Source organism: Anaerotignum lactatifermentans (genome assembly GCF_014982935.1).
Taxonomy (GTDB): domain Bacteria; phylum Bacillota; class Clostridia; order Lachnospirales; family Anaerotignaceae; genus Anaerotignum; species Anaerotignum lactatifermentans.
Map to the genome: position 1 here is coordinate 44983 of NZ_JADCKK010000004.1, position 25738 is coordinate 70720.

Below are 25738 nucleotides of genomic sequence, written 5' to 3' on the forward strand. Positions count from 1 at the left end.
GAGATTTGCCATGAAACAGTATGAATACGTATCTGTCCACATTGGAAAACTGTTCGGTGCGGCTTCTAAGGAGCATCGGGAAATCATCAACGATTATGCCGCAAAAAGCTGGCGTTATGTGGGCTTTATTCCCACCAATATGAATGATTATGGCAAACTGAAAGACATCAACTTGGTTTTTGAAAAAGACTGTTAAACACAAAACCCTCCTATTCCCCAAAGGAACAGGAGGGTTGAGGGTGTCGAAAAAGTCGACACCCTGTCGTCAAAGGCTCATTTCATTCAAGCCTTTGACGAGTAGACAGAAGTATAAAACCAAAGTTCCATCGGCTAAAAAGCCTTGAAACTTCGGTTTTTCCTCGTCGGAAGTCAATTCCGACTGCGGATTCTAGTTGGGGAACTCTTTGTTCCCCAAGCCCTTCCGCGTTCTTGAAAAAAGTAAAAAACTAGTTTTTTGACAGTCTAAACCCTCCCATTCCGAAAAGGAACAGGAGGGTTATTTTTTATTTTCCGATTTTTTCCCGCAGTTCACGGGGCAGGCTTTCCAGCACTTTTGCAAAATCCATATCTTCCAGCTGACCGCCTTCCTTTGCCACCACTGCCGCGGATACATAATTTGCCGCTGTAATGGCTTCCTGCCAGGACAAGCCAAACCGACGGGCGGAAATTACCGCGCCCGCGTGGGAATCCCCTGCGCCGATGGTATCCACCACGGAAGTTTTCACAGGAGGAGCGAAGAAAATCTCCTTGCCGTCATAAGCCAGAGCGCCTTTTTCTCCTAATGTGATGACCACAGGGCTGCCTGTTCTGCGGAAGATTTCTTTTGCCGCTTCTTCCACCGTGTCTTTTCCCGTAAATGCCATGCTTTCCCCTTCATTCAGGTGCAGAATCACCCCAAGGGACAGAAGTTTTTCCACACGGTCTGTGGGAATCCGCATGATACGGGGGCCGGGAGCGAAGTATACTGTATATTCCGGGTGTTTTTCCAGATAATTGATGATTTCCCAGCCGGTGTATTCCTCGATTTCCAGACCGCAGATATAAACGCTGTCGATGGAATCTGTGTCGATGTTTTCCAGATAGCTTTCATGGAAGGTGTATTCAATGCCGTGGTCCACGATGAAGCTCCGTTCGCCGTCCCCTTCATCCTCCACAAGGCAGTAACAGCAGCCATTTTCTTCCTCCGGTTTCCGTACATAAATGGGCACGCCCCGTTTTTTCAGCTGTTCATAGACAAAATCCCCATACATGCCGCCGCCCACAGCAGTACAAAGGCTGTAAGGCGCACCGAAATGCCGCAGGATATCGCTGACCAGATAAGCGCAGCCCCCCAGAGAACGGCTCTGTCTGCTGACGTGGACATCCTCGCCGCATTTGGGCAGATGTTCCACCCGGACAATGACGTCCACCACGGCGGAGCCGATGACTAATGTTTGATTCATGGATAAACCCTCCTTGATATGTAAAAAACAGTCGTTTTTCTTTTTCATTTCTCTATGATACCACAAAATTTTCCAGGAAACAGTATTTTTCCCCTGTTTTCCGCTCCCGCTTTATGCTACACTGGAATTAGGAAAAAACGGGAAACAATGAAGGAGGAATGGTTTTATGGAAGAAACAAAAGAACTGACACTTCCCGAACAGGCCCGGGATCAGGCGAAGAATTATTTCCGTCAGGGACTGAACTGCACAGAATGTGTCATGCAGTCTTTCTTAGACATCCACGGCTCTGACCTGCCGCCGGAAGTCATTGCCCTTGCCACAGTTTTTGGCGGCGGTATGGGACACACCAAAAACACCTGCGGCGCCATTACTGGCGGGGTTATGGCGCTTTCCGCTGTCATAGGCAGAAAGCATCCCTTGGCAAAAGAATCCATGGCGGAACGCATTGCCGAACTGAACGAAATCTATGACTTTTCCGGCAGAATGGTCCACGAAATGGAAGAAAAATTCGGTACACTCATCTGTAAAGAGTTGTCTGACCCTCACGGGGATTTCGAAGGGAAGGCACGGAAAAAAAGCTGTATGCAGATGATTGGGGACTGCGCGGAAATCGCCATGAAATACATCATGGAAGCAGAAGGAAAAACCGTATAAACCATCGGGGAAATGTTCTTGGGGCATTTCCCTTTTTCATTTGCAGGGCGGAAATTTTGGAATCCCGCGGGATTTTATGATATAATGGTATGGTATCCTTTTATGGGGATGTTCCCCGGGCACAATGTACACCAGAAAAAGAATCGGAGGAAAAACGCACATGAAAAAAATCATTTTGGGCAGTCTTCTTGCCCTTTCGATAGCTGTGCCTGCCCTGGCACATCCACCCATCACCGTATATGTAGACCAGCAGGAAGTGGTCTTTGCCGACCAAGCCCCTGTCATTGTGGACGACCGTACACTGGTGCCCATGCGAAAAATCTTTGAAGCCATGGACGCCGATGTCACATGGGATGAACCTTCCCAGACCATCACTTCCACCAGAGGCAGTGACGTTGTCACCATGACCATCGGTCAAAAACAGGTCTACAAAAACGGCAAAGTGGTCTATACCATGGACGTGCCTGCCCAGATCATGCAGGACCGCACCATGGTGCCCATCCGTGCCGTAGCTGTGGCTTTTGACGCCAATGTGGCATGGGACGGCATCAATTACGTCATCGACATCACCACAGACGGTACCACCAGCGGCAATTATTCCAAGCAGATTCATGCCGACGACGGCACCCTGCTGGCAACGGTGAGCCTGACTTACAGCCCTCTCACCTCCAACAGCACCGCCGCTGATAAAATCAACAAAAACATCTATGACCAGATGTCCCAGAAGGCTTCTGTCATGACCGTACAGATGGAAACAGCCGCAACAGCCGCTTACCAAAAGAATCCCGCTTCCTTCCAGCCCTCTTACTACATGGGCACCTATCAGGCAAAGGGTGAAGGCAGCGACTTTGCTTCTGTGGTGCTGGAAGAACGCACATTTATGGGCGGCACAGAAACAAAAACTCTTTCCGCCGATACTTACAACATGAAAAACAGCAGTGACGCCGCTTTGACAGACATCGTCACCGACAGTGAGAAAGAACTGGAAACCCTCATGGAAAAAGGGTTCTCTGCCCTCATTGACCAGAATCCTGATGCTTTCTACAGCGACGCCAAAGACCGTCTTAGCAAAAATCTGGATGAAGTTGGCTTCTATCTGGACAACAACGCCGTGGTATTTTATCTGAACAGTGGCATCATCGCGCCGGAAAGCGCAGGCGTTATCGCTTTTTCTGTTTCCCGCTGATACACAAACCGTATCTTTCCAAAAGAAAGATACGGTTTTTTCTATCCCGTCCTTTTTTCTGAAACCACGCATAAAATAGAGAAAGCCCCCCTTTTGTATTTGTAAAAAAATCCCATTCTGCGCCGAAAACATTGACAGTAAAATAGTTTTATACTAAAATTATCTCAGGTTTTTTGAACAGGAAAACAGAAAGGGGTCAGGCAATGTCTACCACACAAAACAAAAAAATCGCCGAAGAACTCATTGCGCTGAATACAAACATTTTTTTGTGGAACCGGGAGCATATTGAAAAGTCTTTCAATATCAACAGGAAAACAAAAGAAGGAGAACTGACGGTACGGCAGTTTCATGTACTGACATTTATCAAAAACGGGGGTATGCATACCGTATCGGAAATTTCCAATTGGTTCAACATCAGCAAAAGCAGTATGTCCATCATGATCTCCAAACTGGAGAAAAACGGATATCTGCGCAAAGAGCAGGCATCTGACACAGATGACGGCAGAAAGATGTATTTCTATCTGACGGAAAAGGGCATGACAGCTGTGACAGAAGCGGAAGAACGTGTACTGGAAACCGTTGCCGGCTGTTTTTCTTCCTTGGATGAAGAAAAGCAGGAAAAAGTTTATGCACATTTGCAGGAATTAAACCGAATCTTAAAAGCAGGAGGACTTGGGGAATGAAGAAAACAGCGAGTCTTTTGGCGCTGGCCTGTGTCATTGCCATGACAGGGTGCACGCCGAAGGAAGAAGTAACCGAAGAAAAAACCGCCCGCACTGTCCAGACAGCGGCAGTGACTACAGGGGATATTTCCAGTGATTTTTCCTATTCCGGGAAGGTTGCCGCATCCAGAGAAGTGTCTGTGGTGCCTACCATTGCTGGGAAAGTCACCGGTTTTGGCTATGAAGTAGGCAATTCCGTAGGGGCTGGGGCTGTGCTTTTCACCGTGGACAGCACAGACTTACAGAATAACCTGCGCAGTGTGGAAGCCAATTATGACGCCACCAAACTGCAGGTGGACAACGCAAAGACCACATTGGAAAGCAACCAGATCCTTTATGATGAAGGCATCATTTCCAAAAGTGATTATGACAAGCTGAAACTGGCTTATGACACAGCGGAAGCAAATCTGACTTCCATCCAGATTCAGAAGGAAAATCTGGAAAAGAACATTGCAGACTGCTCCGTTACCGCGCCCATCAGTGGCGTCATCTCTGCCCGCAACGTGGAAATCGGCAGTTTTGCCAGCCAGAGCCAGCCTGCCTACACCATTCTGGACGTTTCTTCCGTAAAAGTGGAAGTAGGCGTTTCTGAACAGATGGTCAATGAAATCGCCATTGGGGACACCGTCAACGTACTGCTGACAGCTGTTTCTCCCGATCCTTTGCAGGGCAAGGTATCCACCATCAGCCCTTCCGCCAGTCAGGCAGGTACATACACCGTAAAAATCACACTGGACAACAGCCGCGGTCTTTTGAAGCCCGGCATGCTGGCTGAAGTGCGCTTCATCACCGATTCTTCCAGCAACACCATGATTCTGCCCAGAGATGCAGTCATCACAAAAGACGGTGAAGTATATGTTTATGTAGTAGAAAACAACATCGCCAAGAAAGTCCCTGTGGAAACAGGCATCGAAAGCGGTGAAAACATCGAAATCATCAGCGGTCTGACCACCGATATGCAGGTAGTTGTCAAAGGTCAGACTTATATCACCGATGGTGAGGAAGTCAATGTTTCCAACCCTGAGGAAGACGTCCTGCGGGTGCCCGTGGAAGGGGCACAGGTGCAGAGTGAGGGGGAATAAGCCATGTTTTCCAGACTTGCTATCCGCCGGCGCGTTACCACAATGATGATCACCATGATGGTTTTTCTGGCAGGTATCGTATCCTACATGAATCTGGATATGGACCTGATGCCGGAAATTGATATCCCCATCGTGGTTGTCAGCACCACTTATGTGGGCGCAGGGCCCGAAGAAATCGAAAATCTGGTAACGAAGCCTTTGGAGGAATCCCTCAGCACCGTTTCCAACGTAGAAAACATCACCTCCGTTTCGTCGGCGAATATGTCCATGGTCATGGTACAGTTTGTAGACGGCACGGATATCGACATCGCTTCCATGGACCTGCGTGACATCATCGACCGCACAAAGTCCACACTGCCTGACGATGCCAATGAACCAAACATCATCAAAATGGATATGAACGCCATCCCCATTTACATGGGCGCAACGGCGGAAAATATGGATTTGACAGCCCTCAACGAAATGCTGGAGGATAACGTGGTGAACCGCCTGGAACGTATCGAAGGGGTAGCCTCCGTTGACCTGACCGGCGGTGTGGAACGTGAGGTCCGCATCACCGTTGACCCGGATAAACTGGCTGGTTACGGTCTGACCACATCCCAGCTTTCTCAGGTGCTTTCCGCAGAAAACATGAACCTGCCCTCCGGTTCCCTTTCTCAGGGCTCCACCAATGTACAGGTGCGTACCATGGGGGAATTTGAGGACATTGAGGACATCAAAAATCTGCCTGTGACCACACCCGGCGGCGCTCTCATCCACCTCAGCGACGTTGCCCATGTGGAAGAAACAGAAGTTGACCGCAGCTCCCTGAGTATCATCGACGGCAATTACGGCATCATGATTTCTGTTAACAAACAGTCCACTGCCAATCTGGTGGAAGTCAGCGACAAGCTGAACGCAGAAATGGCGAAGATCAACGCCGATTACCCCGAACTGAAGCTGGTTATGCTGACTGATACAGCAGAATACATTCAGCTTTCCATCTCCAACGTAACAGAAACAGCGCTCCTCAGTGCCATCATCGCCTTCTTCGTGCTGCTGGTGTTCCTGAAAAGCCCTGTCACATCCGGTATCATCGCCATGTCCATCCCTACATCCATCATGGCGTCCTTTGCCCTCATGTATCTGTCGGGCATGAGCCTGAACGTTATTTCCATGGGTGGTCTGGCCATCGGTATCGGTATGCTGGTAGATAACTCCGTCGTTGTACTGGACAGCATTTATCAATATTACGAGCGGGGCTATGACCCCAAAGAAGCGGCGGAAACCGGCGCAAAAGAAGTTACCATGGCGGTAACGGCATCTACCCTGACAACGGTTGCGGTATTTTTGCCCATCGCCTTCGTTTCCGGCTCCGTAGGTCAGCTCATGAAGAGCTTGTCCTTCACCATTTGTTACTCCCTGATCTCCTCTCTGGTGGTTTCCATCACCTTTGTGCCTATGGCATGCGCCCTGTTCCTGCGCAAGGAGCATCACAAGAAAGAAAAGAAATCCAAATTCCGTCTGTCCTATGCATGGGATGCTTTCTTTGACCGCCTTACTAACGGTTATGAAAAACTCATCAAGGCAGCCCTTCACCACCCCGTCCGCACCATTGCTGTGGTGCTCATCACATTCATTGCCAGCCTGTTCACCATTCCCATTACAGGTATGGACTTCATGGATGAAACCGACGAAGGTGTGGCAAACATCACCGTAGAACTGCCAAACGGCACAGATTTGGATAATACAGAAGAAGTGGTATGGGAAGTGCTCTACCGCCTGCAGGAAATCCCCGAAGCAGAGCTGGTATATGCTTCCGTAGGGGGCGGCATGCTCTCCTCCGGCACATCTTCTGCTTCCGTTACCATGAACTTGGTGGACAAAGCAGAACGTACCCGCTCCACCTCTGAAGTCTGTGACGAGGTACAGGATATGATGACAGACATTCCTGGCGCGGAAATCACTGCTTCTGCCTCCAGCTCTGCCATGGGCAGCTTTGGCGGCGCAGATATTTCCTTCAATGTATACGGCTATGATTCCCAGACATTGATGGCAGTGGAAGACGATCTAGTGGAACTTTTGAGCAGCACACCGGGTCTGACCGATGTGGAAGGCTCCACCGGTGAAACCGTGCCTGAAGCCAAAGTGGTCATCGACCGCAGCAAGGCTTCCCTTTACGGCATCACCACCGCTTCCATCGCGTCTTCTCTGAACACAGCCATTTCCGGCTCCACCGCTACCCAGTACAAAGTAGACGGTACAGAGATCGACGTTGTCATCCGTTATGACACAGATAAACTGAATTTCCTGACAGATCTGAATAATCTGACTGTCACATCCGCATATGGCGGCGAAATCCCCCTTTCCAGCATCGCAACGGTGGAAATGGGCGAAAGCGCAACTGCCATCAACCGTGAAAATCAGAAAAACTATATCACCATCAGTGCTTCTGCTGACGGCATGAGCGGCGGCGAAGCCCAGAAGCTGGTAGATCAGATTTTGGCAGGCTATACTTTCCCGGACGGCTGCACTTACGGCTATTCCGGCACACTGGAAATGATGAACGATGCCTTCAGCTCTCTGTTGACAGCCCTTGTGGTTGCGGTACTGCTGGTTTATATGATCATGGCATCCCAGTTTGAAAGCATCCGCTACCCTATGATCATCATGGTTTCCATGCCTCTGGCATTTACCGGTGCCATCCTGGGTCTGTTCATCACCGGCAACACCATCACCATGACATCTATGATGGGCTTTATCATGCTGGCAGGTATGGTTGTAAACAACGGTATCGTCCTCATCGACTATACCAATCAGCTTATGGACAGAGGCATGCGGTGCTATGACGCCCTCACCACAGCAGGTCCCCGTCGTCTGCGCCCTATCCTCATGACCACACTGACCACCATCCTTGGTATGCTCCCTCTGGTATTCTCCCAGCAGGAAGGCAGCGAAATGATGCGTACTATGGCTATCAGCGTTATTTTTGGTCTGACACTGTCCTCTCTGGTGACACTGGTATTCATCCCTGTGCTCTACGCATGGATGAACAGCCGCAGAGAACGTCGTCTGGAGAAAAAAGCGGCAAAACGGGCAGCAAAAGAAGCAAAAACTACAGAAAGTATACAAGGGTAATATTAAAGTAATATTAAGAATTTGTGACAACCGCCGCTCAGGTCTTGCCTGGCGGCGGTTTTTGTGGTTATATTGTTTGGAGAAAAGGAGGTTTCCAATTATGGAAAAGATCGGACTGGTTTTGGAAGGCGGCGCTTCCCGTGGGGTATTCACGGCAGGGGTGCTGGATTACTGGATGGAACAGGGCATCACCTTTCCTTATGTGGTGGGAGTTTCCGCAGGCGCATGCAATGCGGCGGATCTGGTATCGAAACAGATTGGGCGTACCCGAAACACCATGATTCACAAAGACAAGAAATATGAATATATGGGGCTGCGGACATTTTTCAAAACCCGTCAGCTCATGGATATGGATTTGATCTTCCGTACATTCCCGGAAGAATACTTCCCCTTTGACTACGACACTTATTTTGCGTCAGAAACAGAGGTGGAATACGGCTGCACAGACTGCCGCACAGGCAGACCTGTATTTTTATCCGAAAAACAGGATAAAGACCGTCTTATGGACATCCTGCGGGCATCCTGCGCCATGCCGGGGGCAGTGCGTCCCGTTCTGGTGGACGGCAAACCTTATGTGGATGGAGGGCTTTCTGACTCCATTCCCGTGAAACGTGCTTTTGAAATGGGATGTGACAAAGTGGTTGTCATTCAGACCAGAGGGAGAAACTTCCGCATGAAGCCTTCCCGTTCCACAAAACTCATTGCAAGGGCATATGGCAAATATCCTGCCATTGGCGAAGACCTGCGCCGCCGTCCCGTGCGCTACAACAAAAATCTGGCATATATCCGTCGGATGGAAAAAGCGGGCAATGTGCTGGCCATCCGCCCCTGCATGCCGGAAGTGGGTCGCATGGAAAAAGATTATAAGAAACTGATGACGTTCTATCGTCATGGTTATATACTTGCACAGGAGCAATTTGCTCAATTACAAGCATTTATGGGAGGAAAGAGATGAAATTACACCAACTGACGAACCGTATCTGGTATACGGAACATGACAGCACCACAGACAGGCCCACACTGGGCTATATCATGGGGGACAGACGCTCTGTGATGCTGGATGCCGGAAACAGCGGCGCACATGGGGAACTGTTTCTGGAGGCTGTCCGCAGAGCCGGGCTGCCCAGACCAGAATTGGTCTGCATTTCCCATTCTCATTGGGATCACACCTTTGGTATGGCATCTTTGGGGCTGCCTGCCATCGCTTCCGAAAAGACCAATGCCCTGCTGCTGCAGATGGCTTGCTGGGGATGGTCAGAAAGAGAAATGGCAAAACGGCTGGAAACAGGAGAGGAATCCGCCTTTTGCGATACCCATATTCGACTGGAATACCCTGATCTGAGCCGCATTCAGGTGCGGGGCGCAGATATTATGTTTCAGGACAGACTGACACTGGAATTGGGGAATTGTCCCCTGGAATTATGGGAAGGGGTTTCCCCTCACGCCGATGACTGCACATTGATGCTGGCTGACGGCGTATTATTTCTGGGAGATGCTTATTGTTCCGTACCCGTTGGCGATGATTGGGTCTATGATAAAGACCTGCTGGAAAAACATATCCGCATGTTGGAGGAAACAGACTTCCGTCTTTGCCTGAAAGGTCACCATGCACCCCAGACAAAAGAGGAATTGCTGGCAGAATTGAAAGCGGAATTGGAAAAAATCAAATAATAGAAGTAAAACCCCCTTCGTGGAAACGAAGGGGGTTTGTTTTTGAAAAATCATAATTTGTGCCAGTTTAAGGGCGGGTTGACTCTGAAACGAAACAAGCCACTTAATCCAAAGAATCTATCAATTCCTGTACTTCATTAAAAAATCTTGATAGGTGGAAGCCATCGGCAACGGCATGGTGAATGTTCATGGTCAGCGGCATGATGAGTTTGCCGTCCTTTTGCTCATATTTGCCCCAAGTGACCACAGGCGCAAGGAATTTCCCCTCATCAAACACATGCACATCAAAATGGGCATATTTTACCCATGGCAGACAGGATACATCAAAGAAATTTGCTGGCTGATTTGCTAAAATGGCGCGCTGATTTTTGTATCGCTCTCTATCGGCTTCCATTCTGCCGTAAAATTCCCAAAGGTCCTCTGCATACTCCGTGACCATTTTGGTGAAATTTTCGTCATCCGTATGAAAATCCGTATAAGAAGGGGATACAAAATCCCATTTGATGAGATTGCCGTCTGCATCCCAACTGTATTTGAATTCATCATGGGCGTTAACAACTTTTGACACAACCCACACCATCAAAGGATAAAAATCCATATGGTGCTTTTTGGAATATGCTTTTAAGTTAGTCACATCCATATCCACCGTCAAACTCATGACGATTCGCATTTTATCGATATAAAATTGAAACAGATCACCTCTGCTCCATTCCTTTAAGTTCATCCGTGTATAATTCATAATCGTTCTCCCAATTGTCATTGATTGCTTGCTTTATTCAAGGAAATTATACCATAAGCTTATGAACAATTCCAGAAACGAGCCATCCCCGGCAGCGGTGGCAGCCCAAGCCCCGCAAGCCCGTCGGTCGCAGCCCTGAAACAAAAAAACACCATGCTTTCAGGGGCTGCTTCATAAGAAAACAAAAATAGTCCAAATTTTAAAAAGCAACGGATGTTTTCTTCTGAAGCCAGCCGTCGCAGTTCCCCTTAAGAAACGAAAAGCAAAAATGATGTTTTCTTAAGGGGAACCTGCTTGGCATGATGTTCTTTGAATTGCGGAGACAGGGTCAAGCACTTTGCTCCGCAAAGCCGCCTTCGGCGTCCCCATTTTCTTTGGGGTGCAGGGATTTGAATGACACCCCATGGGCAAGCCCACGGGGACCCCAATTTTCCAGCTTCAGCATGAGACATCTTCACACAACAAAAAAACACCACACACTTTCGTGTATGGTGCTTTTTGTTGAATTGCGGAGACAGGATTTGAACCTGCGACCTCCGGGTTATGAGCCCGACGAGCTACCGGACTGCTCTACTCCGCGGCAGTATAAAAAATGGGCGGAGAAGGATTCGAACCTTCGAAGCTATCGCAACAGATTTACAGTCTGCCCCCTTTGGCCACTCGGGAATCCACCCATATAATGGAATCATTTTCCGTTTATGAATTTCCGACCTGACATTGCCTGCAATGTCACGAGGAAATGAATGGAAAATGATGAAATGGTTTTTCCTTTCCTTCGGAAAGTAAAAAATAAACCTTATTTCTCACCTATTTCCGTTTCCAGAAATAAGAAAAAAGCCGATGATCGGACTCGAACCGATAACCTGCTGATTACAAGTCAGCTGCTCTGCCAATTGAGCCACATCGGCATGTGTTTTGCACTCGAACCGAATGCAAGAATAATATTATCATAACTCTTTTCATTCGTCAAGCACTTTTTTAAAAAAACCGGCAGAAATTTTTTCCTGCCGGCAAAGTTCTCTATCAACCGTATTTTACTGTCAGATTTACATAGGAAATATGTTCCCGCATAGCGGAATATGCTGTCTGATAATCGCCGTTTTTGATGGCTTCCAGAATTTTCCCATGCAGTTCGATGGTCACGTCAATCACTCTGGGATTCTGTGTCAAAGACTCCCGCATGGCAAGGCGGATGCCTTTTTCAAAAGATTCCTTCGCCGCGATCATGGTACTGATCAGCAGTTTATTATGTGTTGCCGCAGAAACCTGCATATGGAACATAGAGTCATAATCTACGAACAGGTTCACATCATTGCGGTAAGCAATCATTTTCTCATAGCAATGGGTCAGCTGTGCAATATCCTCTGCTGTGGCACGTTTTGCCGCGTAACTTGCTGTTTCCCCTTCCAGCATATACCTAAATTCCAACAAATCATTCAGGTCGGAATTTTCCACCGTGATGCTAAAAGGCGCAATGTTGACGATATTATCGATTTCATTGACGAATGTACCTGCCTTTGAGCGGCGGATAAAGCCGAAAACTGCCAGTGCTGTATAGGCTTCCCGCAAAGTGCTTCTGCCCACCCCCAGCATCTCGCTGACAATGTTTTCATTTGGCATCATATAGCCCGCAGGGAGCTTTCCTTCTATAATCAATTCTTTTAATCTTTGGAACAGTGTCTGTGAAATATTGTGTTTTCCCAGGTCTTTTTTCAGGTATTCCGCCTGTTCCATCAAATAATCACGCCCCATGCCGCTTCCTCCTTACATTTTCTGTATTTTTATTCATTTTCTCTTTTGTACGTTCCATATTATTTTAGCACCGCTGTCAACTTCCCGCAAGTCTTTCCGCGGACTTTCCCGAAACTTTATACCATTTTCACAAGGGAAACTGCATTTTTAATTAATCTATTTCCTTGGGAAACACATATTCGTCCTGAATCTGTTCCAGAGGGATATTTTTGTCCAAAAGGAAGCAGGCTGTTTCCTCATGAATTTCCTTCAGGCGTTCATAATCCTTTGGGCGCACCACCTGATACCGTTCTTCTTCCGGCAGTGTGAGCATCTCATAAACACTGCGCACAACGAAATGATTCTGGTCATTGGCATTGCGGAACTGGGTCCAAATGGGCACAAAAGAAACTTCCTTCACTTCCGCCGGATTGTCCGCCACCTGTTCCACAGTCAGATGGAGCACAATGGAAGCGTTTCTGGGAGGTGTTGTCTGAGAGGAAATGAAATTCCCCAGAGAATAAATGATGAAGCCGTCATGGACGCCGTCGCCATGGTCCACCTGACGGTATTCCATCCGCTGGAGCACATGGGGATGGCTTGCCAGCACAATATCTGCGCCGGCTGCAAACATACTGTCTGCCCATTCCACGAAAATATCATTGGGCACTGTTTCGTACTCATTGCCCATATGAGGCAGCACCACCACAACGTCCGCCAATTCCTGGGCTTTTGTGATGTCAGCCATAAGGGCATCGTCAATGTGGTTCACCAGATAATCTTCCGGCACAGGAATCCCATTGGTGCCGTAGGTAGCCGATACAAAGGCAAATGTGATGCCATTGACTTCCTTGGTATAAATGGTATCTCTTGCCTCCTGAGAAGCGTAGGTGCCCACATGGTCGATATCATAGGCATCCAGCTGGGCAATGGTGCGTTTCAGGCCCGCTTCTCCCGTATCCATGCTGTGGTTATTGGCAGTGGTCAGCAGATTGAATCCCGCGTCTTTCACCGCATCCAGAAAGCTGTCCGGCGTATTAAAGCAAGGGAAAGAAGCGTATTCTTTGTCCGGTCCCCCGAAGGTCAATTCCAGATTGCCGATAACGAAGTCATAGCCCTCGAAGTACCGCTTCACATCCTGAAAATTATGCATGAAGTCATAAGTTCCCGTTGCCGGGTCATAGGCTTCCTCGTACTGGTAATCATGAACCATGATATCCCCCACAACCGCCATGGTGACTTCCTTCACCACAGGCTCCGCAGTGCCTGCCTCTGCCGTATATTCCGCCTTTGCCCCGCCGCAGCCGCAGAGCAGGAACGCCGCTGCCAGCAGCATCCACCGTTTTTTCATGACAAAACCCCCTTTACTTCGACAATTTGTATTACAGCCAGTATACTATATTTTTCGCTTTCTCACAGTATTTTTCCCACAAAAAAAGGAGCAGACAGGCTCCCTTTTTTTCTCCCCATCAATCTTTCATTTGTTCCTTGATGGTAGGCGTAATTTTGCCTTTTTTCACCTGATGTCTGGAGAAAAAATACGCCGCCAGACACAAGACCACAGGAATGAGCAAAAACAGGAACGCGCCCAAATCGTGCATATATGCCCCCACAAAAACAGAGATGATCAGCAGCACCGCAGACAGGATAAGACCTGTCCATTTTGCATTTTTTCTGGTGGCAATGACCCCTTCCATAAACACCACCAACACAAAAAGCGTAAATGTGCAGCCCAGATCATATAAAAAACCTAACATGCCTTTTCTCCTCCTGTTTCATTGGGTTTATAGCTATCATACCACCGCATTTGATTATTTTCAACAAAAAATCTGATTTTCTTTTCATTTCTTTGTTTATTTCTTACATTTTCTTCCAGTTGTCAGGCAAACAAAAAAAACTGCCGCCTTTTTATGAAAAAAGCAGCAGTTTTGTGAATTATTTTCACAACCTGTGATATTTAGAATTTTCCGCCGCCACCGCCAAAGTTATGACCGCCGCTGGAAAAGGTAGAGGAGCCGCCTCCCCAAGAATTGTTATTGTTGTCCTCATTTTTGATGATACGTTTTCTGGTGGTGTGAGTGGTCACAAAGGAATCCTGGTTCACACGGAAATTTACACCATTTTCCTTCAGATAGGCTCTGCCGTCGGTGAAGGATTTCACGTTATTATGCCCTTTGCGCATGAACACCACAGAAACCCCAGCCATAATGAGGGCAAAAATCAGAGAAATGCCCACATAAAGGACGATATTCCGGCTTTCCTGTTCTTTTTGGTATTCAGACTGGTAGGCTTCGGGGTTTGCCAGATATTTCTGATATTCCCCGCAGTAATATTCCACATCTGTCAGGAATGTGGACATGGCATCGTAATACGCCCCTTCGGAAAGGATCGGCTGCACTTCATTCCAGATTTTATCGATGTAATAATCGGTGAAAATACGGATGCCTTCGCCGGAAGTGACCATCTGGGCATCTCTGCCTCCCATGTCGATGATGAACACAATACCGTCTTTTTCCGCGCCATAACCAAAATCCCCGTCCAAAAAGAACTGTGCCGCGTATTCTCTGGCTTCCAGACCTTGGGTATCTGTGGTGGTCAAAAACAGCACATCCATCCCATAGGTTTCCCCAATGGCTTCTGCCCGGGAAGTCAGGTCTGCCGCTTCCTCTTGGGTATACAATCCCGCTTCATCGAACACATGGCCTTCCATACGACCAAAAGCTGTCAGGCTGCCCGTGAAACAAAGAATCAGGGTCAACAAACATACCAAACCTGTTTTTCTCATGCCATGACACCTCCAATCAGCCATACCAGCAGAAAGGCAACCACAAATACAATGACGAAGATCAGCAGGAACCAGGTGACACTGCGACCTGTATCACAGGGCAGTTCCCCAACAATTTTCCCTGTCTGTCCGTTCATGGCAAAGAGATATTTCTTGCCTTTAAAATTGCTTACCAGCATCCACACAGGCAGCAGCAAATATGCCTGATGGTCGGATTTATAGTTTGTGTTGCACTGTACGCTATGTACCACATCATACCGTCTGCCTTCTTCCGAAGCGCGATTTTCGATGCCTCTGGAAACACGATCTTTCATACGTTCAAAGAGGTCTTTTGGCTCATAAGTGTATTTTTCCGCCAGATAACCGCTGAGGTACCGCATATCAAAGGGTTCCACCTTGGTAAAATCAAAGGGTTCCAGCGCATCCATGAGGGCATCCTCCATATTTTCCGAAGCATCCAGAGGGATATTTTCAAAATCCATGGTCCCTGCCCGATGGATATGGAACAGATCTGTTTTGGTATAATCATAATCCCCATCGCTCCAGATCAGGTGATTTTCCCCAGTTGCGTGGTAATCGAAGTCCGCTTTGCAGTCAAAGAGCCAATAAGGCACATAAACCCCTGTGATTTTCTCCAGACGCTGCTGGGAGGTAAAACCCTTGGGCAGGAGTTTTTTGCCCTTACACAGCTTCAGAAAGGCTTCCTGTGCCTGTTTTTTATCCGTTGCAAAGGGGATCATAGCGGAAGGATGATATTTTCCGCTGAACTGCTGGGGGTTTACGGTAGGATTGCCGCAGAACACGCAGAAAGTCGCCGCTGTTACGTCATCGGTCACGATTTCCGCGCCGCAGTTGGGGCAGCTGTATGCCCTGAGATGTTCCTGATCCTTGCCTTCTGCCACATTTTCCTCACAGGCAAAATCCACGGTTTCCGTCTTGCCGCTGTCACCGGAGCTGACGGTATAGCCGCTGTTTTCGGTTTTTGCGCCTCGCTGTTCCAATTCCTCTTTGGTATATGATGAATCACAATAATCACAAACCCATTTGCCCTGTCCGCCGTCATAGCGCAGATATGCGCCGCAGCCGGGGCAAAGATAGGTGATGCCTTCTGCCATGATGATTCCCTCCTTTTTTTCATTTGGGTATAAGAGATTTTTTCGACTTTTCTGCCGTTTTTCCTTTTTGGGAAACAAAACAGGGCGGAAATCTGTCTTTCCGCCCCGTATCTATTTTTTTGATTCTCTTTTATGCTTCTGTATCTTCAGAAACGGTGATTTCTTCGTTTTCCGCAGCCGCTTCTGCCTCTTTTTCCGCCAGTTCTGCCAATTCTTCTTCCTCGGATTCGATATCGTCCTCAGTGATTTTGGCAATGCCTACCACGCTGACGCCTTCATCCAGATTCATCAGTTTCACACCCTGTGAAACTCTGCCGATGGTGGAAATATCCGCTCCCCGCAGTCGGATGATAACACCTTCGGAAGTGATGAGCATGATTTCTTCATTTTCTTCCAGCATCAAAACGCCGGTGAGCAGTCCTGTTTTTTCTGTAAGCTGATGGATCTTCACACCCATACCGCCGCGGTACTGCACCTTGAATTCATCAGGCACCGTCCGTTTGCCGAAGCCTTTTTCCGTTACGTTGAGGACTTTGGCTGTGGGGCTCATTTTCACAGCGGAAACCAGATAATCTCCTTCTCTCAGGGAGATGGCTTTCACGCCGGTGGCTGTTCTGCCCATGGGACGCACATCTTTTTCGCTGAAACGGATGCCCATGCCATTTCTGGTTGCTGCCAGAATTTCGTCTTCCCCTTCGGTGGTCATAACGGAAATCAAGCTATCGTCTTCCCGCAGGTTGATGGCAATCAAACCGCCTTTGCGGATATTGCTGTAGCTTGCCATATCTGTTTTCTTGATCAGACCCTGTTTTGTGAGCATCACCAGATAACGGTCTTCTCTAAATTCCTTCACAGGAATCACCGCTGTGACAGATTCATCGGGAGCGATTTCCAGCAGGTTCACGATGGCCATACCCCTTGCGGTTCTGCCTGCTTCCGGCACTTCGTAGCCTTTCAGACGGTACACTCTGCCATGGTCTGTGAAGAACAGGATAGTGTCGTGGGTGGAGCAAAGGAACAGGTCTTTCACGAAGTCCTCATCCCTTGTCTGCATGCCAACGATACCACGTCCGCCACGGTTCTGGCTCTTATAAGTCATGAGAGGTGTCCGTTTTACATAGTTCAGGTTAGACAGTGTAAATACGCATGTTTCCTCGTCAATGAGGTCTTCCACGTCGATTTCGCCGGGGTTTGCCACCAGCTGGGTACGGCGGGGGTCTGCGTATTTATTTTTGATATCCTGCATTTCATCGCGGATCACGCCAAGGAGTTTGGCTTCGTCCGCCAGCAGGGATTTATAATAAGCGATTTTTTCCTGCAAATCTTTATATTCCGCGTCGATTTTTTCGTGTTCCAGTCCCTGCAGTCTGCGCAGCTGCATTTCCAGAATGGCTTGTGCCTGAATTTCAGACAGACCAAAGCGTTCCATCAAACGTTCCTTTGCATCATCGTAGCTGGTACGGATGATACGGATAACTTCGTCGATATTGGAAATGGCGATACGCAGCCCTTCCAGAATATGCGCACGTTTTTCCGCCTTATCCAGATTGAATTTTGTCCGGCGGGTCACCACTTCTTCCTGATGTTTCAGGTATTCAGACAACATCTGCTGGAGATTCAGCACCGCAGGCTTGCCGTTTACCAGAGCAATCATGATGGCGCCGAAGCTTTCCTGCAGCTGGGTATATTTATAAAGCTGATTCAAGATAACGTTCGCGTTTACGTCTTTTTTCAGTTCGATGATGATCTGAATATCATCGCCGGCGGAAGCGTCGTACAAATCGCTGATGCCGTCCACACGTTTTTCTTTGACCAGTTCGGCAATCTTTTCAATCAAACGGAGTTTATTGACCATATAAGGGATTTCCGTTACGACGATCTTTTCTCTGCCGTTGCCCATGGGCTGGATTTCCGCTGTGGAACGCACAAGGATTTTACCTCTGCCTGTGCGGTATGCGGCGCGGATGCCGCTTTTACCCAGAATGGTGGCGCCGGTGGGGAAGTCAGGACCTTTGATATATTCCATCAGTTCTTCCACATCGGTTTCTTTGCCATTGATTTTATTATCTATCATGACGGTCAGACCGTCGATGACTTCTCCCAGATTATGAGGGGGGATATTTGTTGCCATACCAACGGCGATACCTGAGGAACCGTTCACCAGCAGGTTTGGAATTCTTGCAGGCAGAACCACAGGTTCTTTTTCCGTTTCGTCGTAGTTTGGCACAAAATCCACCGTATCTTTTTCGATGTCCGCCAGCATGGCTGCTGCCACCTTGGACATACGGGCTTCGGTGTAACGGGCTGCCGCTGCGCCGTAGCCGTCAATGGAGCCAAAGTTCCCGTGACCGTCTACCAGCATATAACGCATAGAGAAATTCTGTGCCATACGCACCATTGCCTGATAGATGGAGCTGTCGCCGTGGGGGTGATATTTACCCATGGTATCACCAGTGATACGGGCGGACTTTTTATAGGGTTTATTGGGCTCCAGATTCATTTCGTTCATGGAGTAGAGAATTCTTCTCTGTACAGGCTTCAGACCGTCACGGACATCGGGCAGTGCTCTGGCTACGATAACGCTCATGGCGTAGTCGATATAGCACTTTTTCATTTCCTCGTTGATGTCTATGGAAACGACCTTATCCATCTCGTTGTTTACTTCACTCATGGTTTCACCTCAATCCCTTTCATCAGAAGTCCATTTCCGCATACTGCGCGTTTTCCTCGATAAATTCCCGTCTGGGTTCCACACTGTCCCCCATGAGCATGCTGAAGATTTCATCTGCCAAAAGGGCGTCGCTGATGTCAACTTTTTTCAAAATACGGTGTTCCACTGCCATGGTGGTGTCTCGGAGCTGGTCATAGTCCATTTCACCCAGACCTTTGTACCGCTGTACGTCTTTGATGTTATCTCTGCCGATTTCTTTATACAGTTCTTCCAGCTGGGCATCGTCATAGACGTAATAATGCTTTTTGTTCTTCTCTACCCGATACAGAGGGGGCTGTGCGATATATACCTTGCCTTCCTCGATGAGCTGGGGCATATAGCGATAGAAGAATGTCAGAAGCAGTGTACGGATATGAGCACCGTCCACGTCGGCATCGGTCATGATAACGATTTTATGATAACGGAGTTTTTCAATGTCAAAATCCTCAGAAATGCCAGTGCCAAAAGCGGTAATCATATTGCGGATTTCCTCACTGTTGAGGATTCTGTCCAGTCTTGCTTTTTCCACGTTCAAAATTTTACCCCGCAGAGGCAGGATGGCCTGTGTTTTGGGGTCACGGGCCTTGATGGCAGAACCGCCCGCGGAATTCCCTTCGACAATATAGATTTCGCATTCGTAAGGGTCGCGGCTGGTGCAGTCTGTGAGCTTGCCTGGCATACGGGTATTTTCCAGACCGGTTTTGCGGCGGACAAGTTCTCTTGCCTTTCTGGCAGCGTCACGGGCTCTGGAAGCCATAAGACCTTTTTCGATGATGATTTTACCCACTGCCGGGTTTTCTTCCAGGAAATAGGTCAAATATTCGCTCAAAACGGCTTCTACGGCACCTTTTGCCTCGCTGGTGCCCAGTTTTGCCTTTGTCTGGCCTTCAAACTGCGGGTCACCCACTTTGATGCTGACAACGGCTGTCATGCCTTCTCGCACGTCATCGCCAGAAAGTTTTTTGTCGGAATCCTTGATGATGCCGATTTTTTTGCCGTAATCGTTGATGGTCTTGGTCAGACCGGATTTGAAGCCCACCAGATGGGTACCGCCATCGGGGGTGTTGATGTTATTCACGAACGTAAAGATATTTTCTGTGTAGCCGTCGTTATGCTGGAAAGCCACTTCCACCAGCACGCCGTCCTTTTCGCCGGTAGCGTAGAAAATATTGTCATAAAGAGGCTGACGGCTTTTGTTGATATACGCAACAAATTCCTTGATGCCGCCTTCGTAGTGGAAGGAGCGTTCCTGTTCCTTGCCTTCCCGCAGGTCGATAAGGTTGATTTTCAGACCTTTTGTGAGGAAAGCAGTTTCTCTCAGTCGCTGTTTCAGAACATCATAGGTAAACACCGTTTCTTCAAAAATTTCCGGGTCAGGCAGGAAATGAACGAAGGTACCGTGTTTGTCTGTGGTGCCGATTTCGTGAACAGGGCAAAGGACATTGCCTCTTTCGTATTTCTGTTCATAGATTTTGCCGTCGGTATAGACGTTGACATAGAGCCATGTGGACAGGGCGTTTACAACGGACGCACCTACACCGTGCAGACCGCCAGATACTTTGTATCCGCCGCCGCCGAATTTACCGCCTGCATGCAGTATGGTGAATACAACCTCCAAAGCGGAAATGCCTTTCTGGTGGTGGATACCCACAGGGATACCACGACCGTTATCCAATACAGAAATGGAGTTGTCGGGGTGGATGGTAACAGTGATTTCTGTACAGAAGCCTGCCAGGGCTTCGTCCACGGCATTATCCACGATTTCGTATACCAGATGGTGGAGCCCCTTTTCACTGGTGGAGCCGATATACATGCCCGGGCGTTTGCGCACCGCTTCCAGACCTTCTAAGACCTGGATTTGGCTTTCATTATATTCTGCTGACATATTTTCCTCTCCTCACATAATCTTGGCAATTTCCCAGATTTTCAGGAAAAATTGCCCCAAAAAAATCGGATGTTCCTGCATCCGGTAAATCATAGTGGTATTATATCATAAAAACATTGATTTTTCAAGGAAAACAGCCATTTTTATGTATTATTTCCAATGGCTTCTAACCTTAATTATGGATTTTGGGTAAAAAAACAGAAATTCCTTCTGACGCGGACAAACTGTCTTTTCTAGCAAAAGAATTTTTGCGGAAAATTTTCCAAATTGTTTTATCACAAATCGAAACATAAAAAAATCCCTCTGCCCGTTCCCAAGAACAATGACAGAGAGATCATTTCTTGCCGATTTTTCCGTTTTTCACATAAAACAGGTTTTCCCTGCTCAAATAACTGCGGACAGCATCCTCGATGCCGGTGCAGGTCAAAAATGCCTGCAAGCCTTCAATACTTTCCATAAGGTATTTCTGCCGCTTGCCGTCCAGTTCCGACAGAACGTCATCCAACAGCAGTACGGGACTTTCGCCCGTTTCCTCCCGAATCAGCTCGATTTCCGCAAGTCTGGCCGAAAGGGCCGTTGTCCGCTGCTGCCCCTGAGAGCCGAACTGCTTCACATCTTTTCCGTTGACCAGAAAAAGGATGTCGTCTTTGTGAGGACCTGCGTTGGTGGAACCGGTGTAAATATCCCGGTCTAAACTCCGCTCCAGCTTCTCCCGCAGACTGCCCCCCTCGCAATTTGGCTTATATTCCGTTTTCAGGCAGTCTTTGCCTCCCGTCAATATTTCATGCCTCTGGGCGGCTATTTCGTCCAGACGGGCTAAAAATTTGGCTCTGACAGCCATGATCCGCTCGCCTCGCTCAATAAGCTGTTCATCCCAGACGAAAAGGGTGTCTGCCAAAGCCGGCTTCACCTTGATTTCTTTCAGCAGATTGTTCCGCTGTTTCAGCACACGATAATACTGCTGAAGGTCATAAAAATACACGTTGCTGATCTGGCTCAGCTCCATATCCAAAAACCGTCTGCGCTCCGCCGGGCCGTCTTTGATGAGAGATAAATCCTCGGGCGAGAATATGACAGCGTAAAGGGTGCCGAACAATTCCCCCATTTTTTTCACAGGAATGCCGTTGACGGCAATGCCTTTTTTCTCGTCCCGTTTCAGGTGGACGTCGATACGGTCACCCCTGTTTTTCCGCATGACTTCCAAGCGGATATGGCTTTCTTCCTCCCCAAAGGCAATGAGCTGCTGCTCGCTTCTGCCCCGTAGAGAGCGTCCCAAGGCACAAAAATAAAGGGATTCCAGAAAATTGGTTTTCCCCTGTGCGTTATCGCCATAAAACAGATTCATGCCTGCTGTAGGCGCAATATGGAGGGGTTCCAGATTGCGGAACCCCTGTAAAGATACTTCTTTAATATACATAAATATGCACCTTTTTATTATAATTATAAATTATGCATAATACCCATGCATAGGGGTTTTGGGTTTATGCAATGCGGTTGCCTGCCCCATCTTCTGCTATAAAGCCTCTGCCATCATCATAAGGCAAAAAGGGAATCAAAAAAGGATGGTCTGTAATCTCATAGACTTCTCCTGTTTTCTCTTTTCGCAAGACTGCTACATTCTCGTCCATGACATACACAAACTGACACCGCCCTTCCGGGCCCGGCACATCATAGACGTAATACTTATCCTGAATGCCATAGGCAAAGCGTTCCCAGGAACGGGAAAGCCAGTAACGGTCACCGTTGTACTGCATCTTCACGAAATCCCCGTTTCGCCGCTGCTGGAATACTGCCAGATAGGGAAAATCCCAATCTTCTTCCCAGTCACGGTCTTCTTTCTTGTCTCTCCGCATGTAAACAGCAAAGCGATAAGTTTCGCCCTGTTCTTCCGCATCCTGCACCAGCTCTAACTGGATTTCCTCCGGCTGTACTTCGTGAAAAGCCGCAATGCTTTCCTGTATCTGCTCTCGGTCATTGCCCAGCAGTTTGGGCTTTCCCAGAAAAAACAGTATCCCTGCCGCCAAAAGGAGCACTGCCAAAATCACATATTTTCTCATGAAGCTTCGCCCCCCTTTACCACAAAGGATTGCCTTCCGCATCCAGGTATTCCGTATATATATTATCCCAGTAAGACAGGAAAGTCAGAAACGCCGGGCGTTCTTCTCCCACCGGGTAGGCATTTCCCGCTTCGTCCGTAAGGTAAGCCACATCTTCCCCGGTCACATAACAGAAATAATAGAACTCTTCTTCCAGAGAAAAGCGATATACATCAACCTGGGTATCCGGCGGGTCTGGCATAGCGTAAACATGACTAAAACGAGAAAGCTTACCTTCATACCATAGAAAATTCCCATCTTCATCCTGCCGGAACATGACCAACTGGGGATAATCCTCATTTTCTACGCTCTCATAAAAGACGCAGCGGTAAGTATATCCGTCAACTTCCCCATCCTCTACGTGTTTCAGATCAATTTCCGCCTTCCGTCCTCTCCCCACGCGGTCAATGGTTTCGCAAATTTCCTCATCGGTGTTTCCCAAAAGAGGGCGATTCTGCCATTTTGTCCAAAAGGTACAGCCAATGACAGCGATGATAAGGAATACCGCGCATAAAATCAAAGGTTTCAGATTGTTTTTTTCCATAGGACATGCCCCTTTCCCAGAAAAATCAGTCTTCTGCCACAACCTCTACTTTCCCAATGCCTTCGACTTCCACCACATCACCGGGGCGGATTTTTTTGCCCCGTTCCGTTGCCATGACCCCATTGACATAGACAACGCCGTCTGCCAGAAATACTTTCACATCAGAGCCCTGATCGATGAGCCCTGCCAGCTTCAGCACCTGCTGGAGTTTGATATACTCTGTATGAATATAGACTTTATCCATGATTTCCACTCCTTTCCGCAAAAAATCATTCTTTCATGAAAAACTGCACAGCAGTCAATGCCGCTGCCGCCAGAAGAATCACCACCACAAGAATCCAGGAACGGCGATTTCCAGCTTGCATCTGTTCCTGTGTCACCTCATGGGTTTTCAGATATTCTTTTCTCGACAGATAGGATGCGATGATCATCACCGCAAAACTTCCCCAAACCAGGAAAGGTCCACCTGCCCCCATCAAATGTTCCGCATTGTTGTTGGACTTGCCCCACAAAAACACCACCAATGCGGCAATCTGCAATATCCGCAGTACAATATACATAAACGAAGCCCCTTTCCGTTTATCTGCAATCCGTTCCGAAAATTACAAAATCCACATGATGATTACAGCGATGACAATCACAGCCATCAAAATGATGGAGCGTTTATTTTCCGCCATGGTCTGTTCTTTTGTCACCGCGCCGCTGTTCTGGCGCACTTTCGCACCCAGATAAGCCGCAATGATCATTACGGCAAAACTTCCCCAAACCAGAATGGGCGCACCATTGCCAACAAGATTCCGTGCGTTATCATTGGCGCTGCCCCACAAAAATACAACCAGTGCCAAGATCTGCACAGCACGCATGATCATATACATGTATGAACTCCTTTCAGTCTATGATTATTGCTTCTCTTTATTTGATTTTCATCACATACGCAAAGGCAGGATCAGATACTGATAAGCCTTGCCTTCCAGCGGCACGATGGTACAAGGGCTGAGAGATCCGGTGAAACGGATTGCCACTTTTTCATCGTCGATAGCACGCAGGGCTTCAATCAAATAACGAGGATTGAAAGCAATCTGCATTTCGTCGCCGTCTGTTTCGTTCGGCACTTCTTCATAAGCGGTGCCCATATCACTTCTTGCTGTGATGACCAATACATTGGGTTTCAATTCCAGACGCACAGGTGTTTTACGGTTATCTCTGGAAACCAAAGACGCGCGTTCCAGTGCCTGAATCAATTCATTTGTATCAATGATGATCTTTGTTTTGAAATCTTCTGTAAAGTTATTTTCATAGCTGACATATTCCCCTTCCAGCAAACGGGAAACCATGGTTGCCATGCCCAGATCGAAGAGCACGTGTTTATCTGTAAAATACAGATGCACCTTATCTTCGTCTTCCTGAGAAAGGATTTTTGTCAGTTCTGTCAAAGTTTTGCCGGGAACCACAACGCTCTTTTCTGTAAAGTCATGTTCCAGAGGGCTTTTGCGGAAAGAAATGCGGTAGCCGTCGATGGAAACCACCTGGAGTGCGTTTTCTTTCATTTCGAACAGTTCCCCAGTGAGGATCTGTTTGGTAGATTCCTGAGAAATGGAGAAAATGGTCTGACGGATGAGGTTACGCAGTTCATTCTGTCCCAAAGTATAAGCTTCTTCCTGTACCACATCAGGCAGTGCAGGGAAATCGTCGCCGCTCTGCCCCATGATGGTAAAACGGGAAGTACCGCCAGTGATGGTGATGCTGTTTTTCTCATCGGTTTCCAGTGTGACAGTATCGCCGTTCAAACGACGGATAATCTCATGGAAGATTTTTGCTTCAATGGCGATTTCGCCTTTTTCCAGTACATCTGCATCAATGGATGCAGTCTGGATACCCAGTTCCAGATTATTGGCTGTCATAGTGAAGCCTCTTTGGTCTGCTGTCAGCAGAATACATTCCAAAATGGGAAGTGTTGTTCTGGAGGAGACAGCCTTGTTCACGATATTGATGAAGTTCAGCAAGGTTTCTTTGCCGCACATGAGTTTCATTTATACACATCTCCTTTTTGTTCACAGTGCATGGATAGAATAATAGAATTTGGTTCGTAGCAGTAGCAGTAGAGGGTGTGGAAACTGTGGAAAACCCCATTTTTCCTTGAAATCATGGGAAAAACCACCGAGGGACAACCATGTGGAAAAGCCAAGGACAACTCCCCTGCTTATAAACACTTTCCACAGGGGTCTATTTTCCCCTCCATTTATCCACAGCCTGTCCCA

The 25738-nt window shown here is 47.9% G+C and carries 24 protein-coding genes and 3 tRNA genes; 8 read left to right on the forward strand and 19 right to left on the reverse strand.

What is annotated here, in order from left to right; translation table 11 throughout:
* Positions 1-10: 10 nt before the first annotated feature.
* A complete protein-coding gene (locus INF29_RS01865; RefSeq protein WP_193484273.1) occupies positions 11-196 on the forward strand; it encodes a DUF4177 domain-containing protein in 186 nt (61 codons plus the stop codon).
* Positions 197-503: 307 nt separating this feature from the next.
* Here INF29_RS01865 and INF29_RS01870 read toward each other — a convergent pair whose 3' ends face one another.
* Positions 504-1442 (reverse strand): carbohydrate kinase family protein, encoded by a 939-nt coding sequence (locus INF29_RS01870; protein ID WP_193484275.1) that lies wholly within the window; start codon positions 1440-1442, stop codon positions 504-506.
* Positions 1443-1608: 166 nt separating this feature from the next.
* On the opposite strand from INF29_RS01870, the gene INF29_RS01875 reads away from it, so the two are divergent.
* The 7 genes from INF29_RS01875 (at position 1609) to INF29_RS01905 (ending at position 9875) form a co-directional block, all read left to right on the forward strand.
* Positions 1609-2097 carry a C-GCAxxG-C-C family protein gene (locus INF29_RS01875; protein WP_072848257.1) on the forward strand — a complete coding sequence of 163 codons (489 nt, stop codon included), beginning with the start codon at positions 1609-1611 and terminating at the stop codon, positions 2095-2097.
* A gap of 160 nt (positions 2098-2257) precedes the next feature.
* A complete protein-coding gene (locus tag INF29_RS01880) occupies positions 2258-3283 on the forward strand; it encodes a stalk domain-containing protein (RefSeq protein WP_193484277.1) in 1026 nt (341 codons plus the stop codon).
* A 203-nt stretch (positions 3284-3486) separates the two neighbouring features.
* Entirely contained in the window at positions 3487-3966 is a 480-nt protein-coding gene (locus INF29_RS01885; protein ID WP_193484280.1) for a MarR family winged helix-turn-helix transcriptional regulator, read from the forward strand.
* Entirely contained in the window at positions 3963-5087 is a 1125-nt protein-coding gene (locus INF29_RS01890) for an efflux RND transporter periplasmic adaptor subunit (RefSeq protein WP_193484282.1), read from the forward strand. Before INF29_RS01885 ends, INF29_RS01890 begins: the two co-directional genes overlap by 4 nt.
* Positions 5088-5090: 3 nt before the next feature.
* The gene (locus tag INF29_RS01895) at positions 5091-8204 is read left to right on the forward strand and encodes an efflux RND transporter permease subunit (protein ID WP_193484284.1); all 3114 of its coding nucleotides are present in this window, start codon (positions 5091-5093) and stop codon (positions 8202-8204) included.
* 100 nt (positions 8205-8304) lie between these two features.
* Complete coding sequence (locus tag INF29_RS01900) at positions 8305-9159, forward strand: patatin-like phospholipase family protein (RefSeq protein WP_193484286.1); 855 nt, start codon at positions 8305-8307, stop codon at positions 9157-9159.
* Positions 9156-9875, forward strand: coding sequence for an MBL fold metallo-hydrolase (locus INF29_RS01905; RefSeq protein WP_193484287.1), 720 nt, complete (start codon positions 9156-9158; stop codon positions 9873-9875). Before INF29_RS01900 ends, INF29_RS01905 begins: the two co-directional genes overlap by 4 nt.
* Positions 9876-9978: 103 nt before the next feature.
* On the opposite strand, the gene INF29_RS01910 is transcribed toward INF29_RS01905, so the two are convergent.
* The 18 genes from INF29_RS01910 to dnaN all read right to left on the reverse strand — a co-directional run bounded on the left by INF29_RS01910 (position 9979) and on the right by dnaN (position 25510).
* Positions 9979-10614 carry a CatA-like O-acetyltransferase gene (locus tag INF29_RS01910; RefSeq protein WP_193484290.1) on the reverse strand — a complete coding sequence of 212 codons (636 nt, stop codon included), beginning with the start codon at positions 10612-10614 and terminating at the stop codon, positions 9979-9981.
* 506 nt (positions 10615-11120) lie between these two features.
* Positions 11121-11194, reverse strand: a tRNA-Met gene (locus INF29_RS01915).
* A gap of 13 nt (positions 11195-11207) precedes the next feature.
* Positions 11208-11288, reverse strand: a tRNA-Tyr gene (locus INF29_RS01920).
* Between the two features lie 161 nt (positions 11289-11449).
* Positions 11450-11522 (reverse strand) — tRNA-Thr (locus tag INF29_RS01925).
* A 115-nt stretch (positions 11523-11637) separates the two neighbouring features.
* Positions 11638-12366: a FadR/GntR family transcriptional regulator gene (locus INF29_RS01930; RefSeq protein ID WP_072848299.1), complete on the reverse strand. Its 729-nt coding sequence runs from the start codon at positions 12364-12366 to the stop codon at positions 11638-11640.
* Positions 12367-12517: 151 nt separating this feature from the next.
* The gene (locus INF29_RS01935; protein WP_193484292.1) at positions 12518-13696 is read right to left on the reverse strand and encodes a CapA family protein; all 1179 of its coding nucleotides are present in this window, start codon (positions 13694-13696) and stop codon (positions 12518-12520) included.
* 118 nt (positions 13697-13814) lie between these two features.
* Entirely contained in the window at positions 13815-14102 is a 288-nt protein-coding gene (locus INF29_RS01940; protein WP_193484294.1) for a hypothetical protein, read from the reverse strand.
* 200 nt (positions 14103-14302) lie between these two features.
* Positions 14303-15130, reverse strand: a complete 828-nt coding sequence (locus INF29_RS01945) for a TPM domain-containing protein (protein ID WP_193484295.1) — start codon at positions 15128-15130, stop codon at positions 14303-14305.
* Positions 15127-16245, reverse strand: coding sequence for a hypothetical protein (locus INF29_RS01950; protein WP_072848308.1), 1119 nt, complete (start codon positions 16243-16245; stop codon positions 15127-15129). The genes INF29_RS01945 and INF29_RS01950 overlap by 4 nt, the downstream gene beginning before the upstream one ends.
* Positions 16246-16375: 130 nt before the next feature.
* Positions 16376-18916, reverse strand: coding sequence for a DNA gyrase subunit A (gene gyrA / locus INF29_RS01955; protein ID WP_193484297.1), 2541 nt, complete (start codon positions 18914-18916; stop codon positions 16376-16378).
* A 22-nt stretch (positions 18917-18938) separates the two neighbouring features.
* The gene (gene gyrB, locus INF29_RS01960) at positions 18939-20840 is read right to left on the reverse strand and encodes a DNA topoisomerase (ATP-hydrolyzing) subunit B (RefSeq protein WP_193484299.1); all 1902 of its coding nucleotides are present in this window, start codon (positions 20838-20840) and stop codon (positions 18939-18941) included.
* A gap of 334 nt (positions 20841-21174) precedes the next feature.
* The gene (recF, locus tag INF29_RS01965) at positions 21175-22257 is read right to left on the reverse strand and encodes a DNA replication/repair protein RecF (RefSeq protein WP_087988891.1); all 1083 of its coding nucleotides are present in this window, start codon (positions 22255-22257) and stop codon (positions 21175-21177) included.
* Positions 22258-22321: 64 nt separating this feature from the next.
* Entirely contained in the window at positions 22322-22897 is a 576-nt protein-coding gene (locus INF29_RS01970) for a hypothetical protein (protein ID WP_193484301.1), read from the reverse strand.
* A gap of 16 nt (positions 22898-22913) precedes the next feature.
* Positions 22914-23480 (reverse strand): hypothetical protein, encoded by a 567-nt coding sequence (locus INF29_RS01975; RefSeq protein WP_193484303.1) that lies wholly within the window; start codon positions 23478-23480, stop codon positions 22914-22916.
* A 25-nt stretch (positions 23481-23505) separates the two neighbouring features.
* On the reverse strand, positions 23506-23724 hold the full coding sequence (locus INF29_RS01980; RefSeq protein ID WP_072848320.1) for an RNA-binding S4 domain-containing protein: 219 nt from the start codon (positions 23722-23724) through the stop codon (positions 23506-23508).
* 25 nt (positions 23725-23749) lie between these two features.
* Positions 23750-24040, reverse strand: coding sequence for a hypothetical protein (locus tag INF29_RS01985; protein ID WP_193484305.1), 291 nt, complete (start codon positions 24038-24040; stop codon positions 23750-23752).
* A gap of 42 nt (positions 24041-24082) precedes the next feature.
* Positions 24083-24355, reverse strand: a complete 273-nt coding sequence (locus INF29_RS01990; RefSeq protein ID WP_193484306.1) for a hypothetical protein — start codon at positions 24353-24355, stop codon at positions 24083-24085.
* 51 nt (positions 24356-24406) lie between these two features.
* Positions 24407-25510, reverse strand: a complete 1104-nt coding sequence (gene dnaN, locus INF29_RS01995; protein ID WP_193484308.1) for a DNA polymerase III subunit beta — start codon at positions 25508-25510, stop codon at positions 24407-24409.
* Between the last annotated feature and the right edge of the window lie 228 nt (positions 25511-25738).

Coding starts and splice junctions, on each gene's coding strand:
- recF (WP_087988891.1), bottom strand. CDS start 22,257: ATGTATATTAAAGAAGTATCTTTACAGGGGTTCCGCAATCTGGAACCC.
- INF29_RS01875 (WP_072848257.1), top strand. CDS start 1,609: ATGGAAGAAACAAAAGAACTGACACTTCCCGAACAGGCCCGGGATCAG.
- INF29_RS01885 (WP_193484280.1), top strand. CDS start 3,487: ATGTCTACCACACAAAACAAAAAAATCGCCGAAGAACTCATTGCGCTG.
- INF29_RS01865 (WP_193484273.1), top strand. CDS start 11: ATGAAACAGTATGAATACGTATCTGTCCACATTGGAAAACTGTTCGGT.
- INF29_RS01945 (WP_193484295.1), bottom strand. CDS start 15,130: ATGAGAAAAACAGGTTTGGTATGTTTGTTGACCCTGATTCTTTGTTTC.
- INF29_RS01950 (WP_072848308.1), bottom strand. CDS start 16,245: ATGGCAGAAGGCATCACCTATCTTTGCCCCGGCTGCGGCGCATATCTG.
- INF29_RS01890 (WP_193484282.1), top strand. CDS start 3,963: ATGAAGAAAACAGCGAGTCTTTTGGCGCTGGCCTGTGTCATTGCCATG.
- INF29_RS01905 (WP_193484287.1), top strand. CDS start 9,156: ATGAAATTACACCAACTGACGAACCGTATCTGGTATACGGAACATGAC.
- INF29_RS01900 (WP_193484286.1), top strand. CDS start 8,305: ATGGAAAAGATCGGACTGGTTTTGGAAGGCGGCGCTTCCCGTGGGGTA.
- INF29_RS01975 (WP_193484303.1), bottom strand. CDS start 23,480: ATGGAAAAAAACAATCTGAAACCTTTGATTTTATGCGCGGTATTCCTT.
- INF29_RS01895 (WP_193484284.1), top strand. CDS start 5,091: ATGTTTTCCAGACTTGCTATCCGCCGGCGCGTTACCACAATGATGATC.
- gyrA (WP_193484297.1), bottom strand. CDS start 18,916: ATGAGTGAAGTAAACAACGAGATGGATAAGGTCGTTTCCATAGACATC.
- INF29_RS01930 (WP_072848299.1), bottom strand. CDS start 12,366: ATGGGGCGTGATTATTTGATGGAACAGGCGGAATACCTGAAAAAAGAC.
- INF29_RS01935 (WP_193484292.1), bottom strand. CDS start 13,696: ATGAAAAAACGGTGGATGCTGCTGGCAGCGGCGTTCCTGCTCTGCGGC.
- dnaN (WP_193484308.1), bottom strand. CDS start 25,510: ATGAAACTCATGTGCGGCAAAGAAACCTTGCTGAACTTCATCAATATC.
- INF29_RS01990 (WP_193484306.1), bottom strand. CDS start 24,355: ATGTATATGATCATGCGTGCTGTGCAGATCTTGGCACTGGTTGTATTT.
- INF29_RS01910 (WP_193484290.1), bottom strand. CDS start 10,614: ATGAATTATACACGGATGAACTTAAAGGAATGGAGCAGAGGTGATCTG.
- gyrB (WP_193484299.1), bottom strand. CDS start 20,840: ATGTCAGCAGAATATAATGAAAGCCAAATCCAGGTCTTAGAAGGTCTG.
- INF29_RS01985 (WP_193484305.1), bottom strand. CDS start 24,040: ATGTATATTGTACTGCGGATATTGCAGATTGCCGCATTGGTGGTGTTT.
- INF29_RS01880 (WP_193484277.1), top strand. CDS start 2,258: ATGAAAAAAATCATTTTGGGCAGTCTTCTTGCCCTTTCGATAGCTGTG.
- INF29_RS01870 (WP_193484275.1), bottom strand. CDS start 1,442: ATGAATCAAACATTAGTCATCGGCTCCGCCGTGGTGGACGTCATTGTC.
- INF29_RS01940 (WP_193484294.1), bottom strand. CDS start 14,102: ATGTTAGGTTTTTTATATGATCTGGGCTGCACATTTACGCTTTTTGTG.
- INF29_RS01980 (WP_072848320.1), bottom strand. CDS start 23,724: ATGGATAAAGTCTATATTCATACAGAGTATATCAAACTCCAGCAGGTG.
- INF29_RS01970 (WP_193484301.1), bottom strand. CDS start 22,897: ATGAGAAAATATGTGATTTTGGCAGTGCTCCTTTTGGCGGCAGGGATA.